At 74.5% G+C, this 26254-nt stretch carries 26 protein-coding genes and 5 pseudogenes; 16 read left to right on the forward strand and 15 right to left on the reverse strand.

Annotated features, from left to right (window positions below; translation table 11 throughout):
* The 5 genes from ABD946_RS21440 to ABD946_RS21460 all read left to right on the forward strand — a co-directional run.
* A partial coding sequence (locus tag ABD946_RS21440) for an alpha/beta fold hydrolase (RefSeq protein ID WP_345285957.1) occupies nt 1-203 on the forward strand: 203 nt, incomplete at its 5' end.
* A 59-nt stretch (nt 204-262) separates the two neighbouring features.
* Nucleotides 263-850, forward strand: a complete 588-nt coding sequence (locus tag ABD946_RS21445) for an NADPH-dependent FMN reductase (protein ID WP_345285959.1) — start codon at nt 263-265, stop codon at nt 848-850.
* A gap of 8 nt (nt 851-858) precedes the next feature.
* Entirely contained in the window at nt 859-2280 is a 1422-nt protein-coding gene (locus tag ABD946_RS21450) for an aldehyde dehydrogenase family protein (protein ID WP_345285962.1), read from the forward strand.
* A gap of 7 nt (nt 2281-2287) precedes the next feature.
* Nucleotides 2288-2503 carry a putative antibiotic biosynthesis monooxygenase gene (locus tag ABD946_RS21455; protein ID WP_345285964.1) on the forward strand — a complete coding sequence of 72 codons (216 nt, stop codon included), beginning with the start codon at nt 2288-2290 and terminating at the stop codon, nt 2501-2503.
* 10 nt (nt 2504-2513) lie between these two features.
* On the forward strand, nt 2514-3152 hold the full coding sequence (locus tag ABD946_RS21460; RefSeq protein ID WP_345285966.1) for an NADPH-dependent F420 reductase: 639 nt from the start codon (nt 2514-2516) through the stop codon (nt 3150-3152).
* Between the two features lie 44 nt (nt 3153-3196).
* On the opposite strand, the gene ABD946_RS21465 is transcribed toward ABD946_RS21460, so the two are convergent.
* Nucleotides 3197-3820, reverse strand: coding sequence for a GNAT family N-acetyltransferase (locus ABD946_RS21465; protein WP_345285967.1), 624 nt, complete (start codon nt 3818-3820; stop codon nt 3197-3199).
* 99 nt (nt 3821-3919) lie between these two features.
* On the opposite strand from ABD946_RS21465, the pseudogene ABD946_RS42850 reads away from it, so the two are divergent.
* Nucleotides 3920-5383: pseudogene (locus ABD946_RS42850) on the forward strand (M4 family metallopeptidase); the annotation flags it as partial.
* Nucleotides 5384-5570: 187 nt separating this feature from the next.
* Nucleotides 5571-6761: a hypothetical protein gene (locus tag ABD946_RS21480; protein ID WP_345285973.1), complete on the forward strand. Its 1191-nt coding sequence runs from the start codon at nt 5571-5573 to the stop codon at nt 6759-6761.
* A gap of 79 nt (nt 6762-6840) precedes the next feature.
* Here the strand turns inward: ABD946_RS21480 and ABD946_RS21485 are convergent, their stop codons facing one another.
* Nucleotides 6841-7545 (reverse strand): BBE domain-containing protein, encoded by a 705-nt coding sequence (locus ABD946_RS21485; protein ID WP_345285974.1) that lies wholly within the window; start codon nt 7543-7545, stop codon nt 6841-6843.
* A 211-nt stretch (nt 7546-7756) separates the two neighbouring features.
* Nucleotides 7757-8350, reverse strand: a pseudogene (locus ABD946_RS21490) (FAD-binding oxidoreductase); the annotation flags it as partial.
* Between the two features lie 185 nt (nt 8351-8535).
* On the opposite strand from ABD946_RS21490, the gene ABD946_RS21495 reads away from it, so the two are divergent.
* Nucleotides 8536-8739, forward strand: a complete 204-nt coding sequence (locus ABD946_RS21495) for a cold-shock protein (protein WP_345285976.1) — start codon at nt 8536-8538, stop codon at nt 8737-8739.
* A 79-nt stretch (nt 8740-8818) separates the two neighbouring features.
* Here the strand turns inward: ABD946_RS21495 and ABD946_RS21500 are convergent, their stop codons facing one another.
* The 4 genes from ABD946_RS21500 to ABD946_RS21515 form a co-directional block, all read right to left on the reverse strand.
* Nucleotides 8819-9043 carry a helix-turn-helix domain-containing protein gene (locus tag ABD946_RS21500; RefSeq protein WP_345285978.1) on the reverse strand — a complete coding sequence of 75 codons (225 nt, stop codon included), beginning with the start codon at nt 9041-9043 and terminating at the stop codon, nt 8819-8821.
* Nucleotides 9043-9513: a DUF2975 domain-containing protein gene (locus ABD946_RS21505; RefSeq protein ID WP_345285980.1), complete on the reverse strand. Its 471-nt coding sequence runs from the start codon at nt 9511-9513 to the stop codon at nt 9043-9045. The genes ABD946_RS21500 and ABD946_RS21505 overlap by 1 nt, the downstream gene beginning before the upstream one ends.
* A gap of 76 nt (nt 9514-9589) precedes the next feature.
* A complete protein-coding gene (locus ABD946_RS21510; protein ID WP_345285982.1) occupies nt 9590-10735 on the reverse strand; it encodes a hypothetical protein in 1146 nt (381 codons plus the stop codon).
* Nucleotides 10736-10883: 148 nt separating this feature from the next.
* Nucleotides 10884-12617 carry an amidase gene (locus ABD946_RS21515; RefSeq protein ID WP_345285983.1) on the reverse strand — a complete coding sequence of 578 codons (1734 nt, stop codon included), beginning with the start codon at nt 12615-12617 and terminating at the stop codon, nt 10884-10886.
* A gap of 85 nt (nt 12618-12702) precedes the next feature.
* Here ABD946_RS21515 and ABD946_RS21520 point away from each other — a divergent pair, with 85 nt between their 5' ends.
* Nucleotides 12703-13302, forward strand: coding sequence for a TetR/AcrR family transcriptional regulator (locus ABD946_RS21520; protein ID WP_345285984.1), 600 nt, complete (start codon nt 12703-12705; stop codon nt 13300-13302).
* Nucleotides 13303-13345: 43 nt separating this feature from the next.
* Here the strand turns inward: ABD946_RS21520 and fabG are convergent, their stop codons facing one another.
* The 3 genes from fabG to ABD946_RS21535 all read right to left on the reverse strand — a co-directional run bounded on the left by fabG (nt 13346) and on the right by ABD946_RS21535 (nt 16527).
* Complete coding sequence (gene fabG, locus ABD946_RS21525; protein WP_345285986.1) at nt 13346-14152, reverse strand: 3-oxoacyl-ACP reductase FabG; 807 nt, start codon at nt 14150-14152, stop codon at nt 13346-13348.
* A gap of 141 nt (nt 14153-14293) precedes the next feature.
* Nucleotides 14294-15706, reverse strand: a complete 1413-nt coding sequence (locus ABD946_RS21530; protein ID WP_345285987.1) for a vanadium-dependent haloperoxidase — start codon at nt 15704-15706, stop codon at nt 14294-14296.
* Between the two features lie 278 nt (nt 15707-15984).
* Complete coding sequence (locus ABD946_RS21535; RefSeq protein ID WP_345285989.1) at nt 15985-16527, reverse strand: carboxymuconolactone decarboxylase family protein; 543 nt, start codon at nt 16525-16527, stop codon at nt 15985-15987.
* Between the two features lie 114 nt (nt 16528-16641).
* On the opposite strand from ABD946_RS21535, the gene ABD946_RS21540 reads away from it, so the two are divergent.
* The 4 genes and pseudogenes from ABD946_RS21540 (at nt 16642) to ABD946_RS21555 (ending at nt 19547) form a co-directional block, all read left to right on the forward strand.
* On the forward strand, nt 16642-17241 hold the full coding sequence (locus ABD946_RS21540; protein WP_345285990.1) for a CGNR zinc finger domain-containing protein: 600 nt from the start codon (nt 16642-16644) through the stop codon (nt 17239-17241).
* Nucleotides 17242-17438: 197 nt separating this feature from the next.
* A pseudogene (locus ABD946_RS42855) lies at nt 17439-17570 on the forward strand (LysR family transcriptional regulator); the annotation flags it as partial.
* Nucleotides 17571-17922: 352 nt separating this feature from the next.
* Nucleotides 17923-18354, forward strand: a complete 432-nt coding sequence (locus ABD946_RS21550) for a LysR family transcriptional regulator substrate-binding protein (protein WP_345286000.1) — start codon at nt 17923-17925, stop codon at nt 18352-18354.
* Between the two features lie 110 nt (nt 18355-18464).
* The gene (locus ABD946_RS21555) at nt 18465-19547 is read left to right on the forward strand and encodes an NAD-dependent epimerase/dehydratase family protein (protein ID WP_345285993.1); all 1083 of its coding nucleotides are present in this window, start codon (nt 18465-18467) and stop codon (nt 19545-19547) included.
* A 316-nt stretch (nt 19548-19863) separates the two neighbouring features.
* On the opposite strand, the gene ABD946_RS21560 is transcribed toward ABD946_RS21555, so the two are convergent.
* Together ABD946_RS21560 and ABD946_RS21565 are read right to left on the reverse strand one after the other, a co-directional pair.
* Nucleotides 19864-21018 (reverse strand): sensor histidine kinase, encoded by a 1155-nt coding sequence (locus ABD946_RS21560; RefSeq protein WP_345285995.1) that lies wholly within the window; start codon nt 21016-21018, stop codon nt 19864-19866.
* 9 nt (nt 21019-21027) lie between these two features.
* Nucleotides 21028-21739, reverse strand: a pseudogene (locus ABD946_RS21565) (response regulator transcription factor).
* A 116-nt stretch (nt 21740-21855) separates the two neighbouring features.
* Here ABD946_RS21565 and ABD946_RS21570 point away from each other — a divergent pair.
* Nucleotides 21856-22566: pseudogene (locus tag ABD946_RS21570) on the forward strand (glycosyltransferase family 2 protein); the annotation flags it as partial.
* Nucleotides 22567-22604: 38 nt separating this feature from the next.
* On the opposite strand, the gene ABD946_RS42860 reads toward ABD946_RS21570, so the two are convergent.
* Nucleotides 22605-22835: a hypothetical protein gene (locus ABD946_RS42860; protein WP_425558676.1), complete on the reverse strand. Its 231-nt coding sequence runs from the start codon at nt 22833-22835 to the stop codon at nt 22605-22607.
* Between ABD946_RS42860 and ABD946_RS42865 the strand changes: the two genes are divergently transcribed.
* The gene (locus tag ABD946_RS42865; protein ID WP_425558675.1) at nt 22747-23859 is read left to right on the forward strand and encodes a DUF2064 domain-containing protein; all 1113 of its coding nucleotides are present in this window, start codon (nt 22747-22749) and stop codon (nt 23857-23859) included. The two genes, ABD946_RS42860 and ABD946_RS42865, sit on opposite strands and share 89 nt — an antisense overlap.
* A gap of 60 nt (nt 23860-23919) precedes the next feature.
* Here ABD946_RS42865 and ABD946_RS21585 read toward each other — a convergent pair whose 3' ends face one another.
* On the reverse strand, nt 23920-24210 hold the full coding sequence (locus ABD946_RS21585) for a hypothetical protein (protein ID WP_345285996.1): 291 nt from the start codon (nt 24208-24210) through the stop codon (nt 23920-23922).
* 473 nt (nt 24211-24683) lie between these two features.
* Complete coding sequence (locus ABD946_RS21590) at nt 24684-24995, reverse strand: hypothetical protein (RefSeq protein ID WP_345285997.1); 312 nt, start codon at nt 24993-24995, stop codon at nt 24684-24686.
* A gap of 428 nt (nt 24996-25423) precedes the next feature.
* On the opposite strand from ABD946_RS21590, the gene ABD946_RS21595 reads away from it, so the two are divergent.
* Nucleotides 25424-26254, forward strand: an 831-nt coding sequence (locus tag ABD946_RS21595) for a molybdopterin-binding protein (protein ID WP_345285999.1), incomplete at its 3' end; no start/stop codon positions are given.

Genomic DNA, 26254 nt, shown 5'->3' on the forward strand with positions numbered 1-26254 from the left:
TGAAGCAGGCCGGCTGGAAGACCGTCCCGACCTGGGTGCTGGTGGCCAGGAACGACCACGCCCTGCCGCCCGCGCTCCAGCGCACCATGGCGGCCCGGGCCAAGGCCCGCACCACCGAGGTCGCCAGCTCGCACGCCCTGATGGTCAGTCACCCCGGGGCCGTCGCGGACGCCGTCCGCGACGCGTACCGCAGCACCCGCTGACCCCCGTCGCGGGCCCCGCCCCGGGGCCCGCGACCCCTCGAAGCGACGAAGGAACCACCGTGACGGACAAGCACTTCCTCGCCCTCTCCGGCAGCCTGCGGCACTCCTCGCACAACACCGGCCTGCTGCGCGCCCTGCAGGCCCTCGCCCCGGCGGGCGTCACCGTCGAGCTGCACCCCGGCCTCGGCGCCCTGCCGTTCTTCGGCCAGGACCTGGAGGAGGGCCCGGCCCCGGCCGCCGTCGCCGAGCTGCGGCAGCGCGTGAAGGCCGCCGACGGCCTGCTCATCGCCACCCCCGAGTACAACTCCGCGATCCCCGGCGTGCTGGTGAACGCCCTGGACTGGCTCTCCCGCCCGTCCGAGGAGCACCAGACGCCGGTGCTGCGGGACAAGCCGACCGCGATCCTGGGCGCCTCGCCGTCCCGGTTCGGCACCGCCCGGGGCCAGCTGGTGCTGCGTCAGATCCTGCACCGCACCCAGAGCCGCGTGGTGGCCCACCCCGAGGTCACCGTCTTCGAGTCGCACCGGCGGTTCGCCGCCGACGGCTCCTTCGTGCACGACGACTTCACCGACAGCCTGCTCCGCGCACTGCTGGCCGAGCTCGTCCTGCTGACCGAACTGACCGAACGTCACTCCCACACCTCCTGAGGACTCCCGTGCACCACGCCCGACACCTGATCAACGGCGAGTGGACCGACTCCGCCCGCCGCACCGAGTCGTTCAACCCGGCCACCGGCAAGGCGCTCGGCACCTTCGCCGACGGCGGCGCCGAGGAGGCCCGGGCCGCGATCACCGCCGCCCGCACCGCCTTCGACACCACCGACTGGGCCCGGGACCGGCAGCTGCGCGCCCGCGCCCTGTTCGAGCTGGCCGACCGGCTCGCCGCCCGGCGCGAGGAGTTCATCACCCTGCTGGCGCGCGAGAACGGCAAGGTCCTGGCCGAGGCCGCCTTCGAGATCGACCTCACCGTCCCCAAGCTGCGCTACTACGCCTCGCTCGCGCTCAGCGACCACGGCAGCGCGGCCGAGGTCCGGCCGGGCCTGTACTCGATGACCCTGCGCGAGCCGGCCGGGGTCGCCGCCGTCATCGCCCCCTGGAACTCCCCGGTGGTGCTGGCCGTCCGCTCCTTCGCCCCGGCCCTGGCAGCCGGCTGCACCGTGGTGATGAAGCTGCCCGGCCAGACCGGCCTGGTCAACGGGCTGCTCAGCGAGGTGATCGCGGAGACCGCGAGCCTGCCCGCCGGGGTGGTGAACGTCTTCACCGAATCCGGCAACGACGGCGCGCCCCTGCTGGTCTCCTCCCCCGAGGTGGACGTGCTCAGCTACACCGGCTCCACCGTGGTCGGACGGATCATCATGGCCGCCGCCGCCCCCACCCTGAAGCCGCTCTCGCTCGAACTCGGCGGCAAGAGCCCGATGCTGGTCTTCGACGACGCCGACCTGGACGACGTCGTGCCGGTGCTCACCAAGGCCGTCACCACCTTCACCGGTCAGTTCTGCATGACCGGCAGCCGGATCCTGGCGCAGCGCGGCATCGCCGACGAGCTGCGCCGCCGGATGTCCGACGCACTGCGGGCGGTGAAGGTCGGCCCCGGGGACGATCCGGCCAGCGAGATGGGCCCGATGATCGACGAGGCCAACGCGCGGCGGGTCGAGCGGATGGTGGACGAGGCCTCGGAGTACGCGACGGTGCTGGTGCGGGGCGAGCGCGACGGCGCCTTCCTCTCCCCCTCGCTGGTCGAGGTCGCCGCGCTGGACGCCCCGATCGTCCAGCGCGAGGTCTTCGGGCCGGTCGCCACCTTCGAGGTCTTCGACACCGAGGAGCAGGCCGTCGCCCGGGCCAACGCCACCGAGTTCGGCCTGGCCGCCTCGGTCTGGACCCGGGACGTGGACCGGCCGCTGCGGGTCCAGCGCGAGCTCAAGGCCGGCACGGTGTGGACCAACACCTGGGCCGTGGTGCACGACATGTTCGAGGAGGGCGGCTTCAAGCAGAGCGGCCTCGGGCGGCTCAACGGGGTCCGCGGCCTGGAGGAGTTCCAGGAGGTCAAGCACCTGGTCCACGCGGCCCCGCGGAGCTGACCACGCCGTGGAACCGCCCCGCTGGAAGACGGCGGTGGTCTCCGCCATCGCCGTCTTCCCGATCTCCCTGCTCGCCGCGGCGTTCCTGACGCCGCGTCTGACCGGTCTCCCGCAGGCGGCCAGGTCAGCGGTCTTCGCCGTGCTCTTCAGCCTGCTGATGACCTACGTCTGCCTCCCCCTGGTCACCCGCGCGCTGCGCCGGTGGCTCCACCCCTCGCGTTAGGAACACCCCCATGACCACCGCCGTCATCGGTACCGGGAACATCGGCCGCCGCCTGGCCGCCGACCTCGTCGCGGGCGGCTCGCCCGTCCTGCTGGCGGGCACCGACCTCGCCACCACCCAGGACCTGGCCGCCGAACTCGGTCCCCTGGTCACCCCGCTGACGGTCGACCAGGCCGTCGAGCAGGCCGACGTGATCGTCTTCGCGGTCTGGCTCGACACCACCCGGGAGCTCTTCGCCCACTACGGCGAGCGGCTCTCCGGCAAGATCCTGGTCGACCCCTCCAACCCGATCGCCCCCGACGGCCACGGCGGCTTCGCCAAGACCATCGGCCCCGAGGAGTCGGCCGGCCTCCTGCTGGCCGCCCTCACCCCGCCGGGCGCCCGCCTGGTCAAGGCCTTCGGCACCCTCTCCGCCGACACCCTGGCCGCGGCCGCCCACCGCACCCCGGAGCGCGCCGTCGGCTTCTACGCCACCGACGACGCGACGGCGGGAACGGTGGTCGCGGCCCTGATCACGGCCGCCGGCTTCGACCCCGTCCCGGTCGGGGGGCTCGACCAGTCCCTCCGCATCGAGGTCTTCGGCGACCTGCACGAGTACGGCGCCCTGGGCCGGACGGTCACCCGCACCGAGGCGCTCGCCGCGCTCTGAACCCGCGTGAACGGCCCTTCCCCGTACGGGGGAGGGCCGTTCGGTCATGCCCGGACCGCGGCCAGCCGCCGTTCCAGGGCGGCCCGGCACGACGGCCACTCCTCCGCGGTCACCGAGTACATCGCCGAGTCGCGCAGACGGCCCTCCTCCCCCGGGGCCCACGAGGCGGACCAGTTCCGCAGGACGCCCTCGAACCGCGCGCCGACCGAGGCGATCGCCGCCCGCGACCGGGCGTTGCGCGCGTCGGTCTTGAGGTCGACCCGGGCCACGCCCCACTCCTCGAAGGCGTGCCGGAACAGCAGGTACTTGGACTCCCGGTTCACCCCGCTGCCCTGGGCGGAGGCCGCGAGCCAGCTGAAGCCGACCTCGACGGCCCGCAGGCCCTCGCCCGACGGCCAGGGCCGAGGGTCCCAGAAGGCCGTGGCCCCGACCGCCCGGCCGGTGGAGAGCCGCACCTGGGCGAACGGCACCAGCTTCCCGGCTGCGGCGCGGGCGAGTTGGGTGTCGATGTAGTCCTCCACCCCGTCCGCCGTCGGCACCCAGGTGTAGCCGTAGGAGCCGCGCTCCTCCGTCACCGCCTGGGCCAGATCGGCCGCGTGACGCCGCGTCAGCGGTTCCAAGCTCACGTGCGCACCGGTCAGCACCGGCGCCTCCCCCGGGAAACCCATCCGCCCAGCCTTCCAGACGTGCCGTCAACTGTCGCGCCGCATCCACCTGGTGGAAGCCGGCGGGCTTCACGGCGGACTACATATGCAGTCCATCGACATATGAAGAAAAATGACCTATGTTCATCGCAAGGCACGGCCGGTCCGCGACCGGCACCGCCGTCGACCCGAGGGAGGACACCCGTGCACCACCGTTCCCGTACGCCCAAACTGCTCGGCACCGCCATCGCCGCCGCGCTGGGCATCGGCGTCGGCGTACCGCCGGCGTTCGCCGGAGCGCCGGCCGAGGGGCTGCCGATCACCGTCAGCGCCGACACCGACCCGGTGCCCGCGCTGGTGGCCGGCACCGGCACCGAGGCGCCCCAGCTGGTCACCGGGCTGGAGGAGGCGGCCCCGGGTGCCGACCCGGCCGAGGCGGCCCGGGCCTACCTGGCCGCCCACCGGGACCGCTACCGCGTCGACCCGGCGCAGCTGGTCGTCACCGCCGTGGAGCGTCCGGCGGACGGCCGGCGGACCGTCAGGTTCGAGCAGCGGCACGCCGGTCTGCCGGTCTTCGGCTCCGCCTACCTGGTGCACCTGACCGGGGAGGGCGCCGCGCAGCGCGTCGAGTCGGCCGGCGGCAAGTACTTCACCGGCCTGACCGCCTCGGCCGTCCAGGGCGCCCCCGACGAGGTGCTGCGCGGACTGGCGCTCGCCTCGGTCGAGGCCGGCCCGGCCCGGACGGGGCTCACCGCCGAGGACCGGGGCCAGGTCGTGCTGCCCGGTGGCGGCGGCCGGCTGGTCCGGCACTTCACCCTGCACGGCAGCGACCGGGCGGTCTGGGAGGGCAGGGCCCGCGAGGTCTACGTGGACGCCGCCACCGGCGCGGTCGCCCTCTCGGTGGCCTCCCGGAGCGGCTCCGGCGCCCCGGCAACCGCCGCACCGGCCCCCTCACCCGGTCTCACCCCCGCCGTCGGCACCGCGCCGGACGTGCACGGCCGCCCCGTCCCGGTGAACATCGCCCGACTGCCCGACGGCAGCTACCAGTTGATCGACCTCACCCGCCCCGCCCGGCTCACCGTCTACGACGCCGGCGGCCGGGCGGCGGATGACCTTCCCACCAAGCTGCCCGCGGACGTCCTGCCCGTGACCTCGCCGACCCCCGACTTCCCGGCCTCGACGGCCGCCACCGGCGCCGCCGAGGCGCAGCGCAACGCCGCCGCCGTGTACGACTTCTTCCACGACCGGCTCGGCCGCAACGGCATCGACGGCGCCGGCGGCCCGATCGACGCCGTGGTGAACGTGACCGACTGGGACGGCAGCAGCCTGGCCAACGCCTTCTGGGGCAGCGGGCGGATGACCTACGGCGGCGGCAACGCCAAGTACCTCCCGTTCGCCACCGCGCTCGACGTCTCCGGCCACGAGATGACGCACGGCGTGATCGGGAGCACCGCCAAGCTGGTCCAGCGGGGCCAGTCGGGCGCCCTCGACGAGGCCCTCGCCGACTACTTCGGCAACGCGGTGGAGGTCACCGCCCGGGGCATCCCGATGACCGACCCGCAGGCCGCGCTGCTCGGCGAGACGCTCTGCCGCACCGGCACCCCGGAGGCCTGCGCGACGCGACGCTTCGACCTCGGCCGCAGCACGGTGAACGACTACGTCGGCTTCCCGGAGAGCTTCACCCAGGAGAGCGTGCACGACAACGCGGACATCGTCGGCGGGCGCCCTCTGGGACATCCGGCGCACCCTGGACCCGCTGCTCGCCGACCGGCTGGTGTACCGGACGGTCACCGAGTACCTCACCCCGCTGGACAGCTTCGTCGACACCCGGAACGCGGTGCTCGCGGCCGGCCGCTCGCTCGGCCTGACCAAGGCCCAACTCCGTTCGGTGACGGCCGCGTTCGACGCCCACGGGATCAAGGACGGCTGGGAGCGGCGGATCGGCATGGACAGCCGCACCGTGCTCGACTCGCTCGTCGGCGGCACCGAGAACCGGGTGGACGTGGCCGGCGGGCGCTGGGTGATGCCCACCGACCGGGGCGGTTTCATGGGCGTGCTCACCGGCAGGGTCGGCAGCTCCGCCGAGCCGGTCCTGCTCAGCCCGGCCGGGGACCGCGCCTCGCACCTCGCCCCCGCCACCGACGGCACCTCGGCGGCCTGGGTCGTCCAGCGCCCGACCGACTCCGGCAGGCCCTCCTGGTCGGTGGTGGTCCGGCCCCTCGACGGCGGCACCCTCCGCACCGTGCACACCGCCACCGACGCGATGGTCACCAAGGTCCGGGTCTCCGGCCGCCACGTCGCCTTCACCGCACTGGACTTCTCCACCGGCCGCACCCGACTCTGGCTCTCCGCCGACGGAGCGGCGGCCGCGCCGGTCGAGCTGCCCGACGGTCACGCCGCGGAGGCCCCAGCCCTCCGCGGCGACCTGCTCGCCTTCACCGACCGCTGGGAGGAGAACGGGCGCACCCTGCGGGCCCAGACCGTCCGCTCCCTGGCCACCGGCAAGGTGGTCGCCCGCTACGTCCTGGGCGGCGCCGACGGTGCCCAGGAGACGGAGGTCTCCCACACCCTCTTCACCTCGGACCGGCTGCTCTGGCTGGAGACGCCGAGCGACCGCAGCCGCGGCACCTCGATCCGCTCCGCCGCCACGGACGGCTCCGGCGTGACCGACCTGGTGACCGGCAGCTCCTCCGATCCGCGCCGGATCGACGAGTTGACCGCCTCCGACCAGGCCGTCACCTTCGCCTACGACTTCGTGACCCCGAGGACCCGCAAGATCCTCAACAGCGACCTGCCCAAGCTCTGGCAGTTCCCCGTCACCGGCGGCACCCCGCAGCGCCTGTCCTGCAACCGGGCCGGCCAGTACATGCCCGCCGCCGACCGGGGCACCCGGGTGCTCTGGACCGACTCCACCCCCGGCCGCACCGACCTGGTGGTGCGGGACCGGCCGGCCGTCAGCTGCTGAACCGTCAGCCGACCGGCCGGAGGCCGGGCCCGGGGACCGACCCCCGGGCCCGGCCTCCGGCCTTTCCTCCGCTTCGGCCTCAGGCCCGGGAGACGGACTGCGGGAAGGCGAAGACCCCGTCCGGGTCGTAGGTGCTCGAAACCGCCTTCAGGTGGGGGAGGTTGGCGCCGTAGTAGGCGGTGCCCCAGTCGGGGAGGGTCGCGTCGATGTAGTTGACGTAGGCACCGGTGGCCCCGAGGGCGGCCAGGCCGTCGCGGACGGCGTCGACCGAGGCGGTGACCTGCTGCTGGTTCGCACGGGTGGCGCTCGCGTACACCTGGGCGGAGGCCAGCGCCGAGCGGTGCGGGAACGCCGTTGCGCCGGGGGCGAGTTCGGCCACGGCTCCGCCGAGGGAGTCCAGCAGGAGGTCCAGGCCGGTGCGGCCTTCGAGCAGCGCGACCAGGCGGCCGGCGTCGACCGCGGAGTCGAGCATCCGGGAGACCGCGACGAAGGAGGCTCGGGGCAGGCGGCCACCCTCGGAGACGGGGTGGCACTGGGCGATGGTGTCGTTGGCGCAGCCGGCCATGTACTTCATCGCGTCGAGGTAGCTCTTGGCCTGGGCGGTGCGGGTGGTCGGCGGCACGCCGACGCGCGCGACCAAGTCGTCCAGCAGCGGGGAGAGTTCGGCCGGTGAGCCGACGTAGCAGCCGCCCGCACGGGCGGTGGGCGGGGTGCCGCCGGAGACCACGCAGTTGGACCAGAGCTCGGGCGGGGCCTCGGCGATCCACTGCTGCCAGGCACCCACCAGCTCGGCCGCCGAGCCGGCCGGGAAGCGGAGCGCGAAGACGGTGAGCTCGGGCGCGGGGGGCGGTGCGGAAGGTGAAGGAGGTGACCACGCCGAAGTTGCCGCCTCCGCCGCCGCGCAGCGCCCAGTAGAGGTCCGGCTCGCACTCCTCCGAGACCGTGAGCACCCGGGAGTCCGCCGTCACCAGCTCCGCGCCCACCAGACGGTCGCAGGTGAGCCCGTACTTGCGGGCCAGCACGCCGATGCCGCCGCCGAGGGTGAGCCCGCTGACCCCGACGGTCGGGCAGGAGCCGGCCGGGAGCAGCCGGCCGGCCGCCGCCAGGGCCGCGTAGACCTCGATCAGCCGGGCACCGGCTCCGACCCGGGCGGTGCCGTCGGCGCCGACCTCGACCCGGGCCATCGGGCGCAGGTCCATCACCAGGCCGTCGGCGGGCACGCTGTAGCCGAGGTAGCTGTGGCCGCCGCTGCGGGCGGCGATCGGCACGCCGTGGCCCCGGGCGGCGTCCAGGCACCACTGGACGTCCTGCGCCGAGGTGCAGGAGGCGACGGCGGCCGGGTACTGACGGTCGTTCAGTTCGTTGTAGCCGAGCCGGGCCACCGCGTAACCCTGGTCGGAGGGCAGCAGCAGCCGTCCGTCCAGCCGGTCCTTGAGCGCGGCCCAGTCCGGCGGTTCCGCGCGGTCTCCCCCGGGCGCGGCCCAGGCCGCCCGCCCGCCCGTCGCCACCATCCCGCCGCCCAGCCCCAGCGCGGTCAGGAACCCCCGTCGGCCGATCGTCATCCGCTCGCTCCTCCCGGTCGCCGCCATCCTCACCCGCCGCAGGCCCGCGCCCCCGCAGGCTCGACCGCCCGCACCGCCGGGATCACCTCTACGGGCGGCGACTCACCCGTACGGGTCGACGCCCGCGCCTGCGGTTTCCGCTCCGCGCGCCCGGGGATGATCGTCGCCGACCACGGCGATCCGGCGTGGGCGACCAGAGAAGGGCACGAGGCATGGCACAGGGCACCGTCAAGTGGTTCAACGCGGAGAAGGGGTTCGGCTTCATCGAGCAGGACGGCGGCGGGCCGGACGTCTTCGTGCACTTCTCCGAGATCCAGGGAGCCGGCTACCGGAGCCTCGAGGAGGGACAGCGGGTCGAGTTCGAGGTCGGCCAGGGACAGCGGGGCCCGCAGGCGCAGCAGGTGCACGTGATCTGACCCGCCCGGAACGGCAGGGGCGGGGGCGGGACCGAAACCGGTGACCCCGCCCCCGCCGTCCCGCGTTCGCGGCCCGTCGTCACCCGCCGAGGGCCTCCTCGTCGGACTCCCAGCGCAGCAGGTCGCCCGGCTGGCAGCCGAGCGCCTCGCAGAGCGCGGCCAGCGTCGCGAAGCGGACGGCCTTGGCGCGGCCGTTCTTGAGCACCGCCAGGTTGGCGGGGGTGATCCCGACCCGGTCCGCGAGCTCGCCCACCGACATCTTCCGGCGGGCCAGCATCACGTCGATGTCGACCACGATCGGCATCAGATCACCTCGTCGAGCTCGGCGCGCAGCTGCGTCGCCTGGTCGAGCAGCATCCGCAGCACGAGCACCACCAGCGCCACCCCGAGGATCGCCAGGCCGATGCCGGCCATGATCACGGTGACCCCCGGGTCCTCCCGCTGCCCCGGCGCGTTGATCCCGGTGACCACGAACCAGAGCAGGGCGACGGCCACGATCGAGCCGATCACCCGGTTCACGTGACCGAAGGCGGCGTGCGAGAAGACGGTGCCGCGCCGCACCATCGCCACCAGCCGCCAGACGGCATGGAGCGCGACCTGAGCGGCCAGCATCCCCAGCACCACGATCACCCGCAGCGCGGCCAACGGCATCGTCCCGTCCTCCGGATCGCTGCCGCTCACCAGCGTCCACACCATCAGCACCTGGAGCAGCACCGTGCCGGTGAACACCACCCCGAGCACGGCGCGCAGCGCACGCACGGTGAATCGTCCCATGACCCATCCCTCCATCGATCAACGATGGGAATCTATCGATTTTCGATAGGCCATGCAAGGCTGCCGCCCTGCCGGGTCAGACCAGCCGATCGTGGTGCTGTGCGGCGACGGCCCGCACCAGCGCGGCGAAGGCCTCCCGGGAGCCGTTCTGCCGGGCCTCGGCCTCCTCCTCTCCCTCCGCGCCCTCCTCCGCCCCTCCGTCCAGCGGCTCCGCGTACTCGTCGTGCAGCAGCCAGCAGCCCTGGATGCCGGTGAGCAGGTCCTCCAGCAGGTCGCGCGCGGGCCGCTTCGGGTCCAGCGGGGTCAGCCGCAGGTCGGGGCCGTCGCCGTCCTCGTCCTCGTCCTCCTCGGCGTAGGCGGCGAGCAACTCCTCGGCCTCCTCCAGCTGTTCGCGGAAGGCCGCCGGATCGGGCAGCACCCCGTCGGCCACCCGCAGGGCGTGGCGCACCAGGCCGGTGACGACGTCGTACGGGGACGCGCCGGCCTCGATCAGCTCCAGCACCAGCGTCGGCGTCTCGTACGGCAGGGACTCGACCGCGTCCGCCTCGCGGACCACCTCGGTGGCCGGGTGGCCCGAGACGGCGGCGGCCGCCTCGGCCGCGGCGGCCAGCCAGTGGGCGGCCGCCACCGCCGCCGCCGTCGGGTCCACCTCGGAGAAGAGTGCGGCCGGGCCGAACGGGTTGTCCTCCAACAGCCGGTCGGCGGCGGCCACTTGGACCGGCGAGGCGTCCTCCCGGGAGAGCAGCACGGCCTGCTGGGCCCGGCCGGAGAGGGCCCCCAGCTCGGCCGCCTCCACGGCGGCCAGCTCGGCCCGCACCTCGGCCCGGACCGCCTCGGTCAACTCCGGTACGGCGAGCGCCAGCAGGGCCCGGCCGATCCGGTTGGCGTTCTCCACCAGCGGACTGGAGGAGACGGTGATCGAGCCGCCGTGCGGCAGGTGCGGGTCCTCCACCGCCCGGGCCACCTCCTCGAAGGCCTCGCGCTCGCGCTCGCGCCGCCAGCCCTCCGTCCCCGGCTCCAGGGAGTGCGCGGCGCCGGCCGGGTGGGTGTAGGTGTGCCAGGCCGCGGCGGAGAACTGCGTCAGCACGCTCGCCAGCCGGGACAGCCCGGCCAGGCCGGTGCCGGCCGGGACGGCGGAGACCCGGGCGGCCAAGTCCCCCTCCCCGCTCCCCCAGGTGGCGATCAGCTCGTGCCGAACGGGATCGACGCAGTACCGGGTCATGACGGACCACCTCCAGGCTCCGCACCGTCATACCACCCGCCGACGACGCTCCGTGGCCGGATCCGCCGGGAAGCCGCCCGAACGGCAGGCGGCGGGGTGCGCCCCTGAAGGGACGTCACCCCGCCGCCGGAACCACCACGCCCGGGTGTCAGGCCGACAGGCGCGGGGTGCGCCCCGGCTCCGTCCGCCGCTCGCCCGTCGCCTCGAAGGCCGCCCCGAGGGCCAGCAGGGCGTTGTCGTCGTAGGCGCGGCCCGCGAAGGTCAGGCCGACCGGCATGCCGGTGTCGGCCATGGTGCCCATCGGCACGGTGACGGTGGGGATGCCGAGGTGACGGGGCACCAGGTTGCCGTTGGCGACCCAGACGCCGTTGCGCCAGCCGAGCTCGGCCGAGGCCTCGTTCACGTCCATGTCGGCCGGGCCGACATCGGCCAGCGCGGGGAACACCACCGCGTCCAGGCCGAGCCCGTCCATCCACTGCTCCAGGTCGACCCGGCGGGTCTCCTCCAGGCCGCGCAGGCCCTGCTCCACGTGTGGCATGTCGGTGAAGGAGGCGTAGGGACGCTCCGCCACGAAGCGCGGGTAGTCGCCGATGGTGTCGTCGAACCCGGCGTAGCGGTCCGGCAGTTCGCCCTGGTGCTTGGGCCAGATCCGGTCGGCGTCCACCTCGGCGATGCTCGGCAGCGCCGGGTCGCCGTTGGCGCGCAGGAAGTCGTCCCAGGCCCAGGCGGAGAGGTCCTCGATCTCGACCTTGAGGAAGTCCCGGGTGACGAAGCCGCGGGTGAACAGCGAGGGCGCGCCCGGACGGTCCGCCTCGTAGTTGGACACCACCGGGAAGTCGACCTCGACCACCTCGGCGCCGGCCTCCTCCAGGTCGCGGCGGGCGGCCTCCCACAGGGCGATCACCGAGGCGCGGGTGTCCACCCGCTGACCGGTCTGGCCGCCGATGCCGCCCTCCGGGTTGGTGCCGGCCTCCGGGTCGGCGTTGACGTACATCTTCGGCACGCCGACCCGCTTGCCGGCCAGCGCGGCGCGCGCGGCCGCGGCGTCGGCGGGGGCGAGCGCGGGGTAGGAGGCCGGGCGGACCTCGGAGGCGGCCGGCAGCTCGATCCAGGGCTGGGCGCGCCACAGGTCGCCGCGGGTCTCCGCGTCGTCGGCCACGACCACGTCGAGCAGCTCGAACAGGTCGGCCATGGTGCGGGTGTGCGGGACGACGACGTCCATGGTCGGCACCAGCGGCCAGTTGCCGCGCACCGAGATGACGCCGCGGCTGGGCGTGTAGGCGCACAGGGCGTTGCTGGAGGCGGGCGCGCGGCCGGAGGACCAGGTCTCCTCGCCGAGGCCGAAGGCGCCGAAGGAGGCGGCGGTCGCGGTGCCGGAGCCGTTGGAGGAGCCGGAGCCGTAGGCGCTGGTCAGCCACTCGGCGTTGTACGGGCTCTCGGCGCGGCCGTAGACCCCGCGCTGCATGCCGCCGTTGGCCATCGGCGGCATGTTGGTCAGGCCGATCAGCACGGCGCCGCCCGCCCGCAGCCGCTCGATCGCGAACGCGTCGCGCTGGGCGACCAGGTGCTCGAAGGCGGGCGAGCCGGCGGCAGCCGTCAGGCCCTCGGCGAGGTAGCTGTCCTTGGCGGTGTACGGGATGCCGTCCAGCGGGCCGAGCAGCTCGCCCCGGGCGCGGCGGGCGTCGGAGGCCTCGGCCTCGGCGCGGGCCCGCGGGTTCATCACCACCATGGAGTTGAGCGCGGTGGCGGTGCCGGGGCGGTCGTACGCCTCGATCCGCGCGAGGTACGCGTCCAGCAGCTCGACCGCGGTGGTCTCGCCCTTCTCCAGCGCCGCGCGCAGGCTGGCGATACCGGCTTCCACAACATCGAATCCGCGCGTCATTGCGGGTCTCTCCTGGCAGGTCGGGTCACTGACTAGATTTTCAGTCTAGACTAACGGTCTAGGACGACGGAACCGGGGATGGGCCATGGTCGAGAGGAAGCGCCAGCCGAGCGGCGACGAGGCGCGGGGGAAGGCGATGCGGGCCGCCATCGGCGCCATCGCGGAGAAGGGCCCCGCCGGGGTGCGGATGGCCGACATCGCGGCCCGGGCCAGCATGAGCACCGGCCACATCCTCTACCACTTCGGCCGCAAGGACCGGCTGCTGCTGGAGGTGCTGGCCTGGAGCGAGGCCGACCTCGGCGCCCGCTTCGAGGAGGCGGCCGCCGGGGCCGCCACCGCCACCGAGAAGCTGGCCCACTTCGTCCGCTACTACCTCCCCCGCGGACAGGGGGACGAGCGCTACGGCCTGTGGACCCACATGTTCGCCCGCCGCCACGACGACGCGAGCCGCCTGCTGCTCACCGAGCTCTCCGACACCTGGGACGCCCGCCTGGAGGCCGTGGTCCGCGAGGGCCAGGCACGCGGCGAATTCGCCCCCGTCGACCCGGCCGACTTCACCGTCCGCGCCGTCGCCATGCTGAACGGCATCTCCGCCGACATCATGTTCGGCCGCCCGCGCTGGCAGCAGACCTCCCCCGACGCCTTCGCCCTGGCCGCCCTGGAGCGCGAGCTCCGGGCCTCCTGACGCGCCGTCAAGGGAGGTCCGGGGAGAGCGCGTTCTCGCGGAACTAGCCGGAGACCGCCGCCGGAGCGAAGGCCTCCAGCGACTCGGGGACGGTCTGGCCGCCGTCGACGGTCAGGGTCTGACCGGTGATGAAGGCGGCCTCGTCCGAGGCGAGGAAGCAGACCGCGTGGGCGACGTCGGCCGGCGAGCCCAGCCGGCCGAGCGGGACGGCGGCCGCCATCCGTCGCAGGTAGTCCTCGCCGAGCGCCTCCAGGCCCTCGGTGCGGACGTTGCCCGGGAGCACCGCGTTGACGGTGATGCGCAGCGGGGCCAGCTCCAGGGCCGCGCCGCGCAGGAAGCCGAGCTGGCCGGCCTTGCTGGCGCCGTAGTGGGACCAGCCCGCGTAGCCGGTGGTGGGGCCGGTGATCGAGGAGGTGAGCACGACCCGGCCGTGCCCGGCGCGCTCCATCGCGGGCAGACAGGCACGCACGGAGAGGATGGAGCCGCGCAGGTTGACGGCGAGGACCTCGTCGACGTCGGCGGCCGTCATCTCGCGCAGCGGCTTCTCGGGGAAGATCCCGGCGTTGGCGCACAGCACGTCCACGTGCCCGTGCAGGCGCTCCGCCAGGGCCGCCACCTCCTCCATCGCCGCCGGGTCGCGCAGGTCCGCGCCGGCGCCGACCACCCGTCCGCCGGTGGAGCGGACCAGAGCCCCGGCGACCTCCCGTGCGGCCTCCCGGTCGCGGCCTGTGAGCAGGACCGCCGCACCCCTACGGGCGAACTGCTCGGCGATCCCCCGCCCGATGCCGCGCGTGCCGCCCGTCACGATGACCGATCGCTCCCGCCAGGGGGTGCCGCCCGTGTCGTTCATGGTCCGCTCCAGTTCCTCCGCCGGGTCACGTCGGGCTCACCGTACATCACTCTCCGTAGCCACCTGGGGCCGCCGGACCCCGAACGCGGCCGTGCCCGGCCACCGAAGTGACCGGGCACGGGATTCCGAGGGGAGCTGGGGTCAGCCGAGGCGGTGGGCGTTCCAGACGTAGCCGCCGACCTTGGTGCCGCCGGCGACACCGGTGACGGTGTCGAAGCGGTAGTGCACGCCGTTGTAGACGCGGCTGATGGCGTTCTCGGCCGCGGCGGAGCTGAAGGAGCTGATGTGGCGGGTGACGCCCTTGGCGTTCGGGTCGTCCGTGGTGCCCTCGTACGGCATCACGTCGGTGCCCCACCAGCCCTGCATGATCTGGGCCCAGGTCGCACCGAAGGTGGAGTGGCCGGACTGGTAGGCCGGGAACGGCGGGGAGAAGTGGTTGCCCGCGGCGTCCGAGGACAGCGGGAGCCAGTTCGGGTCACCGACGGTGTTGGGGTTGTAGTCGTTGTCGGCGAGCTGCACCGCCGACTGCGGGCGCCACAGGTCGAAGTCGGAGTCCCACTTGGCGTCCCAAGCGACGATCGCCGCGTCGGCCAGGGCGATGGACAGGGTGCCGAAGAGCTTGGCGGTGTAGAAGGAACTCGCGTTCGGCTTGTACTTGTTGAGGACCACCAGGGTGTGGTCGTACTGCTGGCCGGTCGGCTTGTAGGTGCCGTTCAGGTCGTTGGCCCAGAAGCGGGCGATCTGCGTCTGGTCGGCGGTGCGGGTGGTCGAGTTCCAGGCGCCGAGCTCCTTGACCTCGTTCAGCGCGTCGGCGTAGATGCTGGAGGGGAGCAGGGTCTCGGCGGTCTCGAAGCCGCCCGGCTTGGCCGGGCGGAACTGGTCGGAGCGCTCCATCACCCACGGCTTGACGTGGCCCCAGTTCGGGCCGCCGGCTGCAGCACCGGGGGTGGTGGGCCGCCAGTGGCCGGGCTCCAGACGCGGCACGTAGGGGGTGGTGTCCGCAGAACCGTCGTTGGCACGGAAGTCGATCAACGCCTGGGCGTTCTTGGTGCCCCAGTACTTGCCCAGCGCCACGTCGGCGGCCGAGCCGGAGGAGGTCAGGCTGCGCGCGGCCAGCAGGTCGTCGTCCAGGTTCACCGTCGGGAAGGACGCCTTGAGGGCGGTGTAGGCGGCGTAGTCGATCGCCGAGTCCAGCGCACCGTACTTGCGGCGCAGCTCCGGGGTGTAGGTCAGGTAGGGGTTACCGACCTTGTAGATGGAGTTGACGGTGTCGTAGATCGCGATGTTCATCACCGCGCCGGCCCGGGTGATCGGGCCGGCGATGCCGCCGGCCTCGCGGGTGGCCTGGAGCATGGCACGCTCCCAGAACAGCACGTGGTCCGGGCCGAGCTTGTTGGCGACCGCGTCCGGGACGGACTCGACCGAGTGGACCTTCTCGTCCGCACCGTCGACCTCGGCGAGGGCCTGGGAGGGGACCATCGCGACCAGGGCGCCGATGGCGACAAGGGTGACCAGGGCCTTGCGGCCGCGGCGGGAGATGCTGACCTTCGACATTCCGATTCCAATCCGATCCATCGATATGAGGCTTGGCATTCCGCCGGTCTCTTTCCCCGGCTGCCCTCCTGACAACAACAACGTTATCCGTCGCACCGACGGATGGAAGGCCGTGTATCCCTATATCAGGGATCGGTGGATTCGATGCCCCCACCACCGGAAAAACCGAAAGGCCCTGCGCAAGAATGCGCAGGGCCTTTCGGTCAGGTATTTCTATCCGGAACCCACGGACACCGCACGGGGGAAATCGGTGTCCGTGGGCGCCGTGCGGCACGGGCTCAGCCGAGGTGGCTGACGACCGGCCAGTCGATGGCCACGCCGGCGGCCTTGTTGAAGTAGTTGGTGAAGACGTTCAGCGAGACGTTGGCGATGACCTCGGCGATCTCACCGTCCGTCAGACCGGCGCTGCGGGCGGCCTTCAGGTCGGCGTCGTCCAGGTCGCCCTTGGTGTGCAGGATCGCGACCGACAGCTTGAGGACGGCCTCGGTGCGCGGGTCCGCGGCCTTGGCCCGACGGGCGTCCGCGGCGGCGGTCTCGTCCAGGCCGGCCAGGTTGGTGGCGATGTAGGTGTGGGCCGACAGGCAGTAGTCGCAGCTGTTCTCCTGCGCCACCACCAGGGCGATCGCCTCGCGGACGGCCGCCGAGAGCGAGCCGCCGCCCAGCGCGCCGGAGAACTCGAGGTAGGCCTTGAGGACCGCGGGGCTGTTGGCCATCACCTTGGTCATGTTCGGGGTCACCCCGAGCGCCTTCTGCACGGCGCCGAGCAGGTCGGCGGCGGCACCCTGGGCGTCGGCGGGCTCGATGATCGGAAGGTTCGACACGGTGGACTCCTCAAGACGCGGTGGACAAGTTTTCTAACGGTTGGCAGCGCCTGCTGCCGTGAGAACAGTGGCACAGGCTTCTCACGGATGCAAGTCGGGGTTACCGTTAGAACCATGAGAGTCGACGACCTTGAGAGCGGAGGGGCGCCCCTGCTGGGCGAGCCCCTGCCCATCGAACTGGCCAACGCCACCTACGCGGTCCGCGGCCGCTTCGTGGACGGGCTGCAGACCACCGACCACGTCGCCGCCTGGCTACGGGACAACCGCGCACGGTTCACCGAAGCCGTCCCCGACCGCGACCTGCTCGTGGTCAACGCGACCGAACTGGACGCCACTCGCCGGCTGCGCGACGCCGTCCGCCTGCTCACCGACGCCGCCGCCCACCGGACCCGCCCCCCGCAGGAGGCCATCGACACCGTCAACCGGCAGGTCCGCACCGCACCGCGCTGGCGCGAGCTGAGCTGGGGCGACAGCGCCCCGACCGCCACCACCCACTCCACCTCCGATCCGATCGGCGCCGCCCTCACCGAGGTCGCCCAGCAGACCGTCGACCTGTTCTCCGGGCCCGACATGCCCAAGGTCACCGCCTGCGACGCCCCCGGCTGCGTCCTGTACTTCGTCAAGGACCACCCCCGCCGCGAATGGTGCTCGCCGACCTGCGGCAACCGGGCGCGGGCCGCCCGGCACTACGAGCGCACCAAGCGGAACGGCTGACCGTGCACGGAGCAGGCCGGATTCCCGATTTCCGGAACCGGCCTGATACTCCGTCATGATCCGCCCCCTTCGCGGATTGCGAACGGCGCCTTCCCCGTGCCACGATCTAACGGAGGCCGACCCTCACAGCCATTAGGCCGGGGTCGGCCCGTTCCGTGCTCGCGAATTCACACGCCGTGCGCCTGGGGGGCCGTTCCATGGATTTCACCTTCCGTCAACTCAGAACGTTCCGGGACGCCGCCGAATCCGGCAGCCTCACTCTCACGGCAAAACGCCTCGGCTGTTCGCAGTCCAATGTGACGACGCAGATCCGCACCTTGGAGACCCGGTTCGGCGCCCAGCTCTTCGTCCGCACGCCGAGCGGCGTCCAGCTCACTCCCGCCGGCCGGACGACCAAGGAGTTCGCCGACCGGCTCTTCGCCGCCGTCGACGAGATGCACAGCGAGCTGAGACCCGGCGCCGGCCCCACCGGCACCGTCACCGTCGCCTCCACGCCGCTGCTGATGGAGTACGAGATCGGTGACCTCGTCCGCGACTGCCGCCGGCGCCACCCCGGGGTGACCCTCGCGCTCCGGGCCACCAGCGCCGCCGACGTCGACGAGGCCGTCACCACCGGCCCAGGCCGACATCGGGCTCACTCTGGTCGCCGACCCCGCCGACCAGCCCGCCGGCCCCGCCGGCATCAGCCGCCAGACCCTCTTCGAACTGCCCCTGGTGCCCGTCGGCGAGCCCCTGCCGGGCGGCCCCGGCCACCAACCGGCCGTCGAGCACGTCCTGGTGGTCGACCCCGCCTGCGCCAGCCACGACGGCCTGCTGCGGCACCTGCGCGCCCGGTACGGGATCGAGCCGCCCACCATGGAGGCCGGTTCGGCCCGGGGCGCGATCGGCCTGGCCTGCGCGGGGCTCGGGGTGACGATGCTCCCGGAGCGCGCCGTCACCGAGGCCCCCGGGGCCGCCGGAGCCACCGTCGTGCCCTGGCTGCCGGGCACCACCGCCCACGTCCAGGCCGTCTGGAACGGAACCGGACGGCTCGCGCCCGCGGCCGCGGCCTTCCTGGAGCTGGTCCGGCAGGCCGCGAGCGCCCGGCCGCGCCCGGCCCTGATGGCCGCCTGACCCGGACGCGGTGACGATCCGTCAGGGGCCGGCGGCGCGAGTTCTTACGGCTCGCTGACGACCCGGCCGGGATGCACCGGAGGTGCGGACGGCGGGCGTAGCGTCCGGGCATGGACATTCTGCTGACCGGCGGCGCCGGGTTCATCGGGTCGGCCGCGGCCGCCCGGCTGGTGGCCGAGGGCCACCGGGTGCGGGTGCTGGACGCCCTGCTCCCCGCCGTGCACGGCTCGCCCGACCACAGGCCCGAACTTCCCGACGGTGTCGAGGAGTTCATCCACGGTGACGTCCGCGACCGGGCGGTGGTGGAGCGGGCCCTGGACGGGGTGACGGCGGTCTGCCACCAGGCGGCGATGGTCGGCCTCGGGGTGGACCTGGAGGACGCCCCCGAGTACGCCGGCTGCAACGACCTCGGGACGGCCGTGCTGCTGGCCGCGATGGCCCGGCTCGGCGTCCGGGACCTGGTGCTCGCCGGATCGATGGTGGTGTACGGCGAGGGGCGCTACGACTGCCCCGAGCACGGCGGCGTCGCCCCGGCCCCGCGGCGGGTCGCGGACCTGGAGGACGGACGGTTCGAGCCGCCCTGTCCGGTCTGCGGCGCACAGCTGCGGCCGGGCCTGGTCACCGAGGACGCGCCGACCGACCCGCGCAACGTCTACGCCGCCACCAAGCTCGCCCAGGAACACCTCACCTCCGCCTGGGCCCGGGCCTGCGGCGGGCGGGTCCTGACGCTCCGGTACCACAACGTCTACGGGCCCGGGATGCCGCGCGACACCCCGTACGCGGGGGTCGCCTCGCTCTTCCGCTCCGCGCTGGCCCGGGGCGAGGCACCGCTGGTGTACGAGGACGGCGGCCAGCGGCGGGACTTCGTGCACGTGTCGGACGTGGCCGGGGCCAACGCCGCAGCCCTCCGGGCGGTGACCGGCCGTCCGGACGGCACCGCCCGGGCCTACAACGTGGGCAGCGGTGAACCGCACACCGTCGGGGAGATGGCGGCGGCCCTCGCCGCGGCGACCGGCGGCCCCGCCCCGGTGGTGACCGGGCACTACCGCCTCGGCGACGTACGGCACGTCACCGCCGACTCCAGCCGCCTGCGACAGGAGACGTCCTGGCGGCCGCTGATCGGCTTCACCGAAGGGATGACCGAGTTCGCCACCGCCCCCCAACGCCCCGCCGCCCGGGCCACCACCACCTGACCCGCACGGCCCAGCCCGGCCACCGGCACCGGACAGCCGACGACCGGCCGCCCCACCCCGGCCGCCACCCGGGCGGCCCGTCGCCCCACAGACCGGCCCCGGCCGAGCCGGAGCCCACGGACGGCCGGGGCCGAAGGGCGACACCCCGCCACGGTCCTCTCAGGGGCCGCGACCCGCCGCACCACCCGCACCGCAGGCCGGTTCCGGCCCAGGGCGGCGATCCCCCACCTGCGAGCAGCGACGCCACGCACACCCGACGGCCCGTCACACCGCAGGTCCGCAACCGCCCCGGGCCGCAGGCCAGGGCGCGGGCCGGTCAGGCCGGCCGGTGGGCCGTGGGGAGGCGGATCTCGAAGCGGCAGCCGCCGTCCACGTTGGAGACACTGGCGCTCCCGGCGTGGGCCTCGGCGATGCCGCGGACGATGGCCAGGCCCAACCCCGCGCCCCCGCCGAGGCGTTCGGCCCCGTCGGTGGTGCCGAGCGGGTGCGGGGTGCGGGCGCTGCCGCCGCGCCAGCCGGTCTCGAAGACCCGGGGCAGGTCCTCCTCCGGGATGCCGCCGCAGCCGTCGGTGACGGCCAGCACCACCTCGCCGTCCTGCCGGCTGGCGGTCACGGCGACCACACCGTCCGCGGGCGTGGCGCGGATCGCGTTGACCAGCAGGTTGCCCAGCGCCCGGGAGACCTCGCGGCTGTCGACCTCCACCGGGGCGGGGTCGACCTGCCCGCCGAGCAGCCGCACGCCGCGCTCCCGCGCGAGCGGGTCCGCGCCGGCCAGGGCGTCGCCGACCAGGTCGAAGCAGGAGATCCGGGCGGGGGTGAGGTGCAGGGCGCCGGTCTGCAGCCGGGAGAGTTCGAACAGGTCGTCGACCATACCGGTGAGCCGGTCGACCTCGGTCGCGATCCGGCCGTGGTAGCGGGCCGGGTCCTCGGCCACTCCGTCCTCCAGGGCCTCGGCCATGGCCCGCAGGCCGGCCAGTGGGGTGCGCAGGTCGTGCGAGATCCAGGCGATCAGTTCCCGCCGGGAGGCCTCCAGGGTCTGCTCGCGCTTGCGCGACTCGGCCAGCCGCGCACTGGTCGCCGCCAACTCGGCGCTCAGCTGGGCGAGTTCCGCGCTCAGCGGCTGGTCGGGCGCGGTGAAGCCGCCGTCGCTGCCGACGGTGCGGGCGGCCAGGGCCAGCGCCCGGCTGCCGCTGACGGCCTGCCGGCCGAGCACCGCGGCGGCGATCAGCGAGACCACCGCCCCTATCGCCAGCACCGTCATCACCACGCCGAGGTCGTGCTCGGAGAGGAACATCGCCTGGGCGACGGCGGTGGTGCCGGAGGCCATGGCCAGCACCGTGACCACGGCGACGGCGGACAGCGACAGCGCCACCGAACGCCGGCGCAGCGCCCGGACGGCGGGCCAGCCCAGCAGGCCGGCGGCGCCCGCGCCGAGGGCCGCGTAGGCGGCGATGAGCAGGAGGTCGTTCATGACGGCGGGTCAGCTCCCTGTCGGGTCGAAGCGGTAGCCGACGCTCCACACGGTGGTGATGAGCTCGGGCGCGGCGGGGTCGTCCTCGATCTTCTCGCGCAGCCGGCGGATGTGGACGGTGACGGTGGAGCGGTCGCCGAACTCCCAGCCCCAGACCTCCCGCATCAGCTCCTCCCGGGAGAAGGCCGTCCCGGGGTGCCGCAGCAGGAACTCCAGCAGGTCGAACTCCCGCAGCGTGAGCGAGAGTTCGCGGCCCGCGCGGAAGCTGCGGCGGCCGACGGGGTCGAGCAGCAGGTCGCCCGCACTGAGCACGGCGGGCTGCGGGGCGCGGGCGGGGCCCCGCCGCAGGACCGACTGGACCCGCAGGGTCAGCTCCCGGGGGCTGAACGGTTTGGTCACGTAGTCGTCCGCGCCGAGCTCCAGGCCGAGCACCCGGTCGGCCTCGTCGCCCTTGGCGGTGAGCATGACGACGGGCAGTCCGGCGCCGTCGGGCCGCTCGCGCAGCCGCCGGCAGACCTCCAGCCCGTCGATGCCGGGCAGCATCAGGTCGAGGACGACCAGGTCGGGCCGGTGGGCGGCGGCGGCCGCGAGGGCGGAGGGTCCGTCGGCGGCCCGGTCGACCTGGAAAACCCGCGCGCAGCAGGTAGCCGGTGACGACCTCGGCGACCGTCGGGTCGTCGTCGACCACGAGGATCCGGGCGGTGGGGGCAGGCAGGGTCACGGGGCGAGCCTAGGCGCCGACCGGCTCCGCGGGCGACGGCCCGAGCGACGGGCGGGCACCGCGTAGCACTTCCGTAAGGACGTCGTACCGGGCCGGGCGCCCCGTCCGGCACTAGCGTGAAACGGGTGACCACTCCCTCCCTCCCCGCCCCCGTCGACGTGGTGCTGCCCTGTCTGGACGAGGCCGCCGCGCTGCCCTGGGTCCTGGGCCGGATCCCCGACGGCTGGCGGCCGATCGTGGTGGACAACGGCTCCACCGACGGTTCGGCCGCGATCGCCGCCGGCCTCGGCGCCACCGTGGTGCACGCGGCGCGCCGCGGCTTCGGCGCCGCCTGCCACGCCGGGCTCTCGGCCGCGACGGCCGAGGTGGTGTGCTTCCTGGACTGTGACGGTTCGTTGGACCCGCGCCAGCTGCCCCGGGTGGTGGACCCGGTGCTGGCCGGCACCGCCGACCTGGTGCTCGGCCGCCGACGGCCGACCGTCCGGGGAGCCTGGCCGCCGCACGCCCGGCTGGCCAACGCCGCGCTGGCCCGGCGGCTGCGGGCCCGCACCGGTGCGCCGCTGCACGACCTGGGCCCGATGCGCGCCGCCCGGCGGGAGCGGCTGCTGGCCCTGGGGCTGGCGGACCGGCGCTCCGGCTACCCGCTGGAGATGGTGCTGTCCGCCGCGCTGGCCGGCATGCGGATCGCCGAGACCGAGGTGGACTACCGTCCCCGGTCCGGGCGTTCGAAGGTGACCGGGACGGTGCGCGGCACCCGGCAGGCGGTCCGCGACATGCGGGCCGTCCTCGCCGCACCGCCGCCGACCCTCCTGGTGATCGCCAAGGCTCCGGTGCCGGGCCGGGTCAAGACCCGCCTGACCCCGGCCTACACCCCCGAGCAGGCCGCCGAGTTGGCCGAGGCGGCGCTGGCCGACACGCTGGCCACCCTCTCCACCGTGCCCGCCGGGGAGCGGATCCTGGCCCTGGACGGGGAGCCGGGCCGCTGGCTGCCGACCGGGTGGCGGGTGGTGCGCCAGAGCGGCGGCGGGCTGGACGAGCGGCTGGCGGCGGCCTTCGGGCACGCCCGGCCCGGTGCCCCCGCTCTGCTGGTCGGCATGGACACCCCCCAGCTGGACGCCGCGAGCCTGGCCGCCCCGCTGGCCCCCGGCGCGCGTGCGGGCGCCGACGCCTGGTACGGCCCGGGCCGCCGACGGCGGCTTCTGGGCGCTCGGCCTGGCCCGGCCCACTGCACCGCTCGCCCGTCAACTCCTGCTGGGCGTCCCGATGTCCACCCCGCGCACCGGCGAGGCCCTGCTGGCCCGGCTGGACGCGGCCGGGCTGCGCGTGGGCCGGTTGCCCCGGCTCACCGACGTGGACGACGCGGCGAGCGCCGCCGAGGTCGCCGCCGCCGCACCGGGCACCCGCTTCGCCGCCCGGCTGGCCGGCATCGCCACCGCGCGGGGCGCAGCGGTGACCACCACCTGCGGGGATCCGGTCCGCCCGTGGATCGACGACCCGTTCACCCGGGCGATCCGGGCCGGCCGCGGCCCGCTCTGGCTGCGCTGCGAGGACGGCTCCCGCCATCCGCTGGAGGTGGAGCGCTGGTGTGCGCCGCCCGACCGCGCCGACCGGACGCTGCTGGAGCGCTGCCGGCTCCACGGCGGCCCGGCCCTGGACGTGGGCTGCGGCCCGGGGCGCCTGGTCGCCGAGCTGCTCGCCACCGGCGTGCCGGCCCTCGGCGTCGACCTGACCGAGGCGGCCGTCACCCGCACCCGCGGTCTGGGCGGCAGCGCCCTGTGCCGCTCGGTCTTCGACCGGCTGCCCGGCGAGGGCCGCTGGGGTGCGGTGCTGCTGGCCGACGGCAACCTGGGGATCGGCGGCGATCACGTCCGCCCTGCTGCTCCGGATATCCCAACTGCTGCGCCCTGGTGGCCTGTTGCTGGCCGAGGTGGCGCCCGTCGAGACCGACGAGCGGCTCGTGGTGCGGATCGAGGACGGCGACGGCCGGACCGGCCCGCCGTTCCGCTGGGCCCGGCTGGGAGCGGACGCCCTCGCCCGCTGCGCGCCGCCCGGCCGGCCTGACCGAGACCGAGCGCTGGACGGCCGACGGCCGCCGCTTCACCGCCCTGCGCCGGAGCTGACCGGGACCGGCACCGCTTCACCGCCCTGCGCCGGAGCTGTCCGGGACCGCCACCGCTTCGTCACTCGGTGACAGGACCGACCCGCGCGCGGCGCCGCGCCGCCGCACCGGCCAGCACCGCCAACAGCGCTGCTCCGTAAGCGGGTTGCTGCGCCTGAGCCCCCGCCAGGTAGAGCACCTGGGCGGCGGCCGGGGACGGGGCCAGCCACTCCCAGCGCCCGTCCAGCGCGACCAGCGCCACCACCAGCAGCCCGTACCAGGGGTACGCCGGAGCGACCACCAGCAGCGCCGCCCCGGTCACCGACAGCGCCCCGCTCCACGGCCGCCCCGGATCGCCCGGAACAGCACCCACCCCACCACCGCCAGGATCACCACCCTCCGGCCACCGGGGCAGTTGATCGGGCACGACCAGCCTGACCAGACCGAAGCGGGCGAAACCGTCTGCTGGTAGCCCTCCTCCTTCAGGTATCACGGCAGTACCCGAGCACCCCCGGCCCCGAGGCCACGACGTACGGCAGGTAGGCGAGTCGCCGCAGCGGCCAGCGCGGCCGCCGCAGCACCAGTCCCCGACGCGCGGCCGCCGGGCGAACACTCCGGACAGCGCCCCGGCAGGGCCAGCGCGGGCACCAGCTTGTTCGCGACGGACAGCCCAGCAGCGCGCCCCGATCACCCTGCGGCCCCGGGCCGCACCCGCCAGGCCGGCCACCATCAGCAGCGCGCCGAGCGTGTCACGTGCGCGTCGTGACCGCCCACACCGCCACCTCCGGACACCACCCCAGAGAGCGCGGCCCGCCGGGCCGGGCCCGCCCGAACCGCACGGAGGCGTCAAGCAGCAGCGCACGGTGGTCGCCACCGCCAGCAGCGCCCCGCCCGCTGGGCGGCCCGCACGCCGTACCGCCCGCCGAGGGCGTACAGTCCGGCGAACCAGCCCTCGGCGACCGGCGGGTAGATGGTGTGCACGGCCGGGCGGTTGACCTTGCTGCACCCGCCGCCGAGGTCCGCCGCTCGTCCCAGCCCGCGCAGTCGCCGCCCGGCGGGGAAGAGCTCGGGCGCCCGCGCCCGCAGTCCGGCCAGCTCCGGCGCGTCGGGGCGTACGCGTACGGGGAGTGCCCGGCGGCCTGCACCCGTCCGTCCCACAGGTAGCGGTAGCGTCGTCGCTGGTGCGGGGCGGCGCCAGCAGCCCGCGCCGCGCACTGCGACGCTGCCCGCTCAGCACCAGGGCCGGGACCGCCCCCGGCGGCACCCGCCGCAGCGCAGCAGCACGAGCAAGTGCGAAGAGCGCCGCGTCGAGGGCACGACTACAGCAGTTTTTTACAGAGCGGTCACCGAGGTCCCGCCACCACGTCACGGTGGCGGCCAGGCGGCGACCAGGGCCGCCAGGGCGAGGACGGCGGGCCAGACGGCAGAACGGTCGGGGCAGTCGGGGTGGTCAGGGCGCGTGGTGTCGGACACCCCGTCAGCGTGCCACCGCGGCAAGGCCGCAGCCGGGAGCCGCAGGCCGCCGTACGACTTCCGTAAGCATGTCGCACCGCTCGAACCGCCCCGATCGGCGCTCTGATGAAGGCATGAAGGACACCACCACCGACGGCTCCTCCCGCCGGTTCGACCTCCCCCTGCCGCCACCCCCGGACGCCCTGCGGATCGGCCCGCTGCGCGAGGGCACCTTCCGCTCCCGCCTGCACGAACCGCGCACGGCGGTGGTCCTCGGCCGCTGGCTCGGGGCGGCGATCGTGCTCTGCTTCCTGACCGGTCTGCTCAGCCACGGCCTCCAGGAGCCGCCCGGTTGGCTGCGCGCCCTGCTGACGAGCCGTCCGGTGGACGGCTACCGGGTCACCCAGGGCCTGCACGTGATCGCCGGGACCGCCGCGATCCCGCTGCTGGGCGCCAAGCTCTGGACGGTCTACCCGAGGCTCTTCGAGTGGCCGCCGGCGCGCAGCGTCCTGCACCTGCTGGAGCGCGCGGCCATCGCCGTCCTGGTCGCGGCCACCCTGCTGGAGCTGTTCACCGGGCTGCTCAACACGCTTCAGTGGTACCCGTGGCCGTTCCCGTTCCGGCAGACCCACTTCTGGCTCGGCTGGACCATCACCGGCGCCCTGCTGCTGCACGTCGCCGCCAAGGCCGCCACCATCACCGAGCACTGGTGGCGTCCGCGCCTGCCGCTGCCCGGCCGCCGCGCCTTCCTGGGCACCGTCGCCGCCTCGGTCACCGCCGTCACCCTCACCACCGCCGGACAGACCGTCCCCTGGCTGCGCGGCCTCGACCTGCTCGCCCCGCGCCGCCCCGACCTCGGCCCGCAGGGCCTGCCCGTCAACCGCACCGCCGCCCAGGCCGGCACCACCACCGTCCCCGCGGACTGGCACCTGACCGTCGACGGCCCCACCCCGCTCCGCCTCTCC

It is taken from the genome of Kitasatospora albolonga, assembly GCF_039535905.1.
Lineage (GTDB): Bacteria > Actinomycetota > Actinomycetes > Streptomycetales > Streptomycetaceae > Kitasatospora > Kitasatospora albolonga.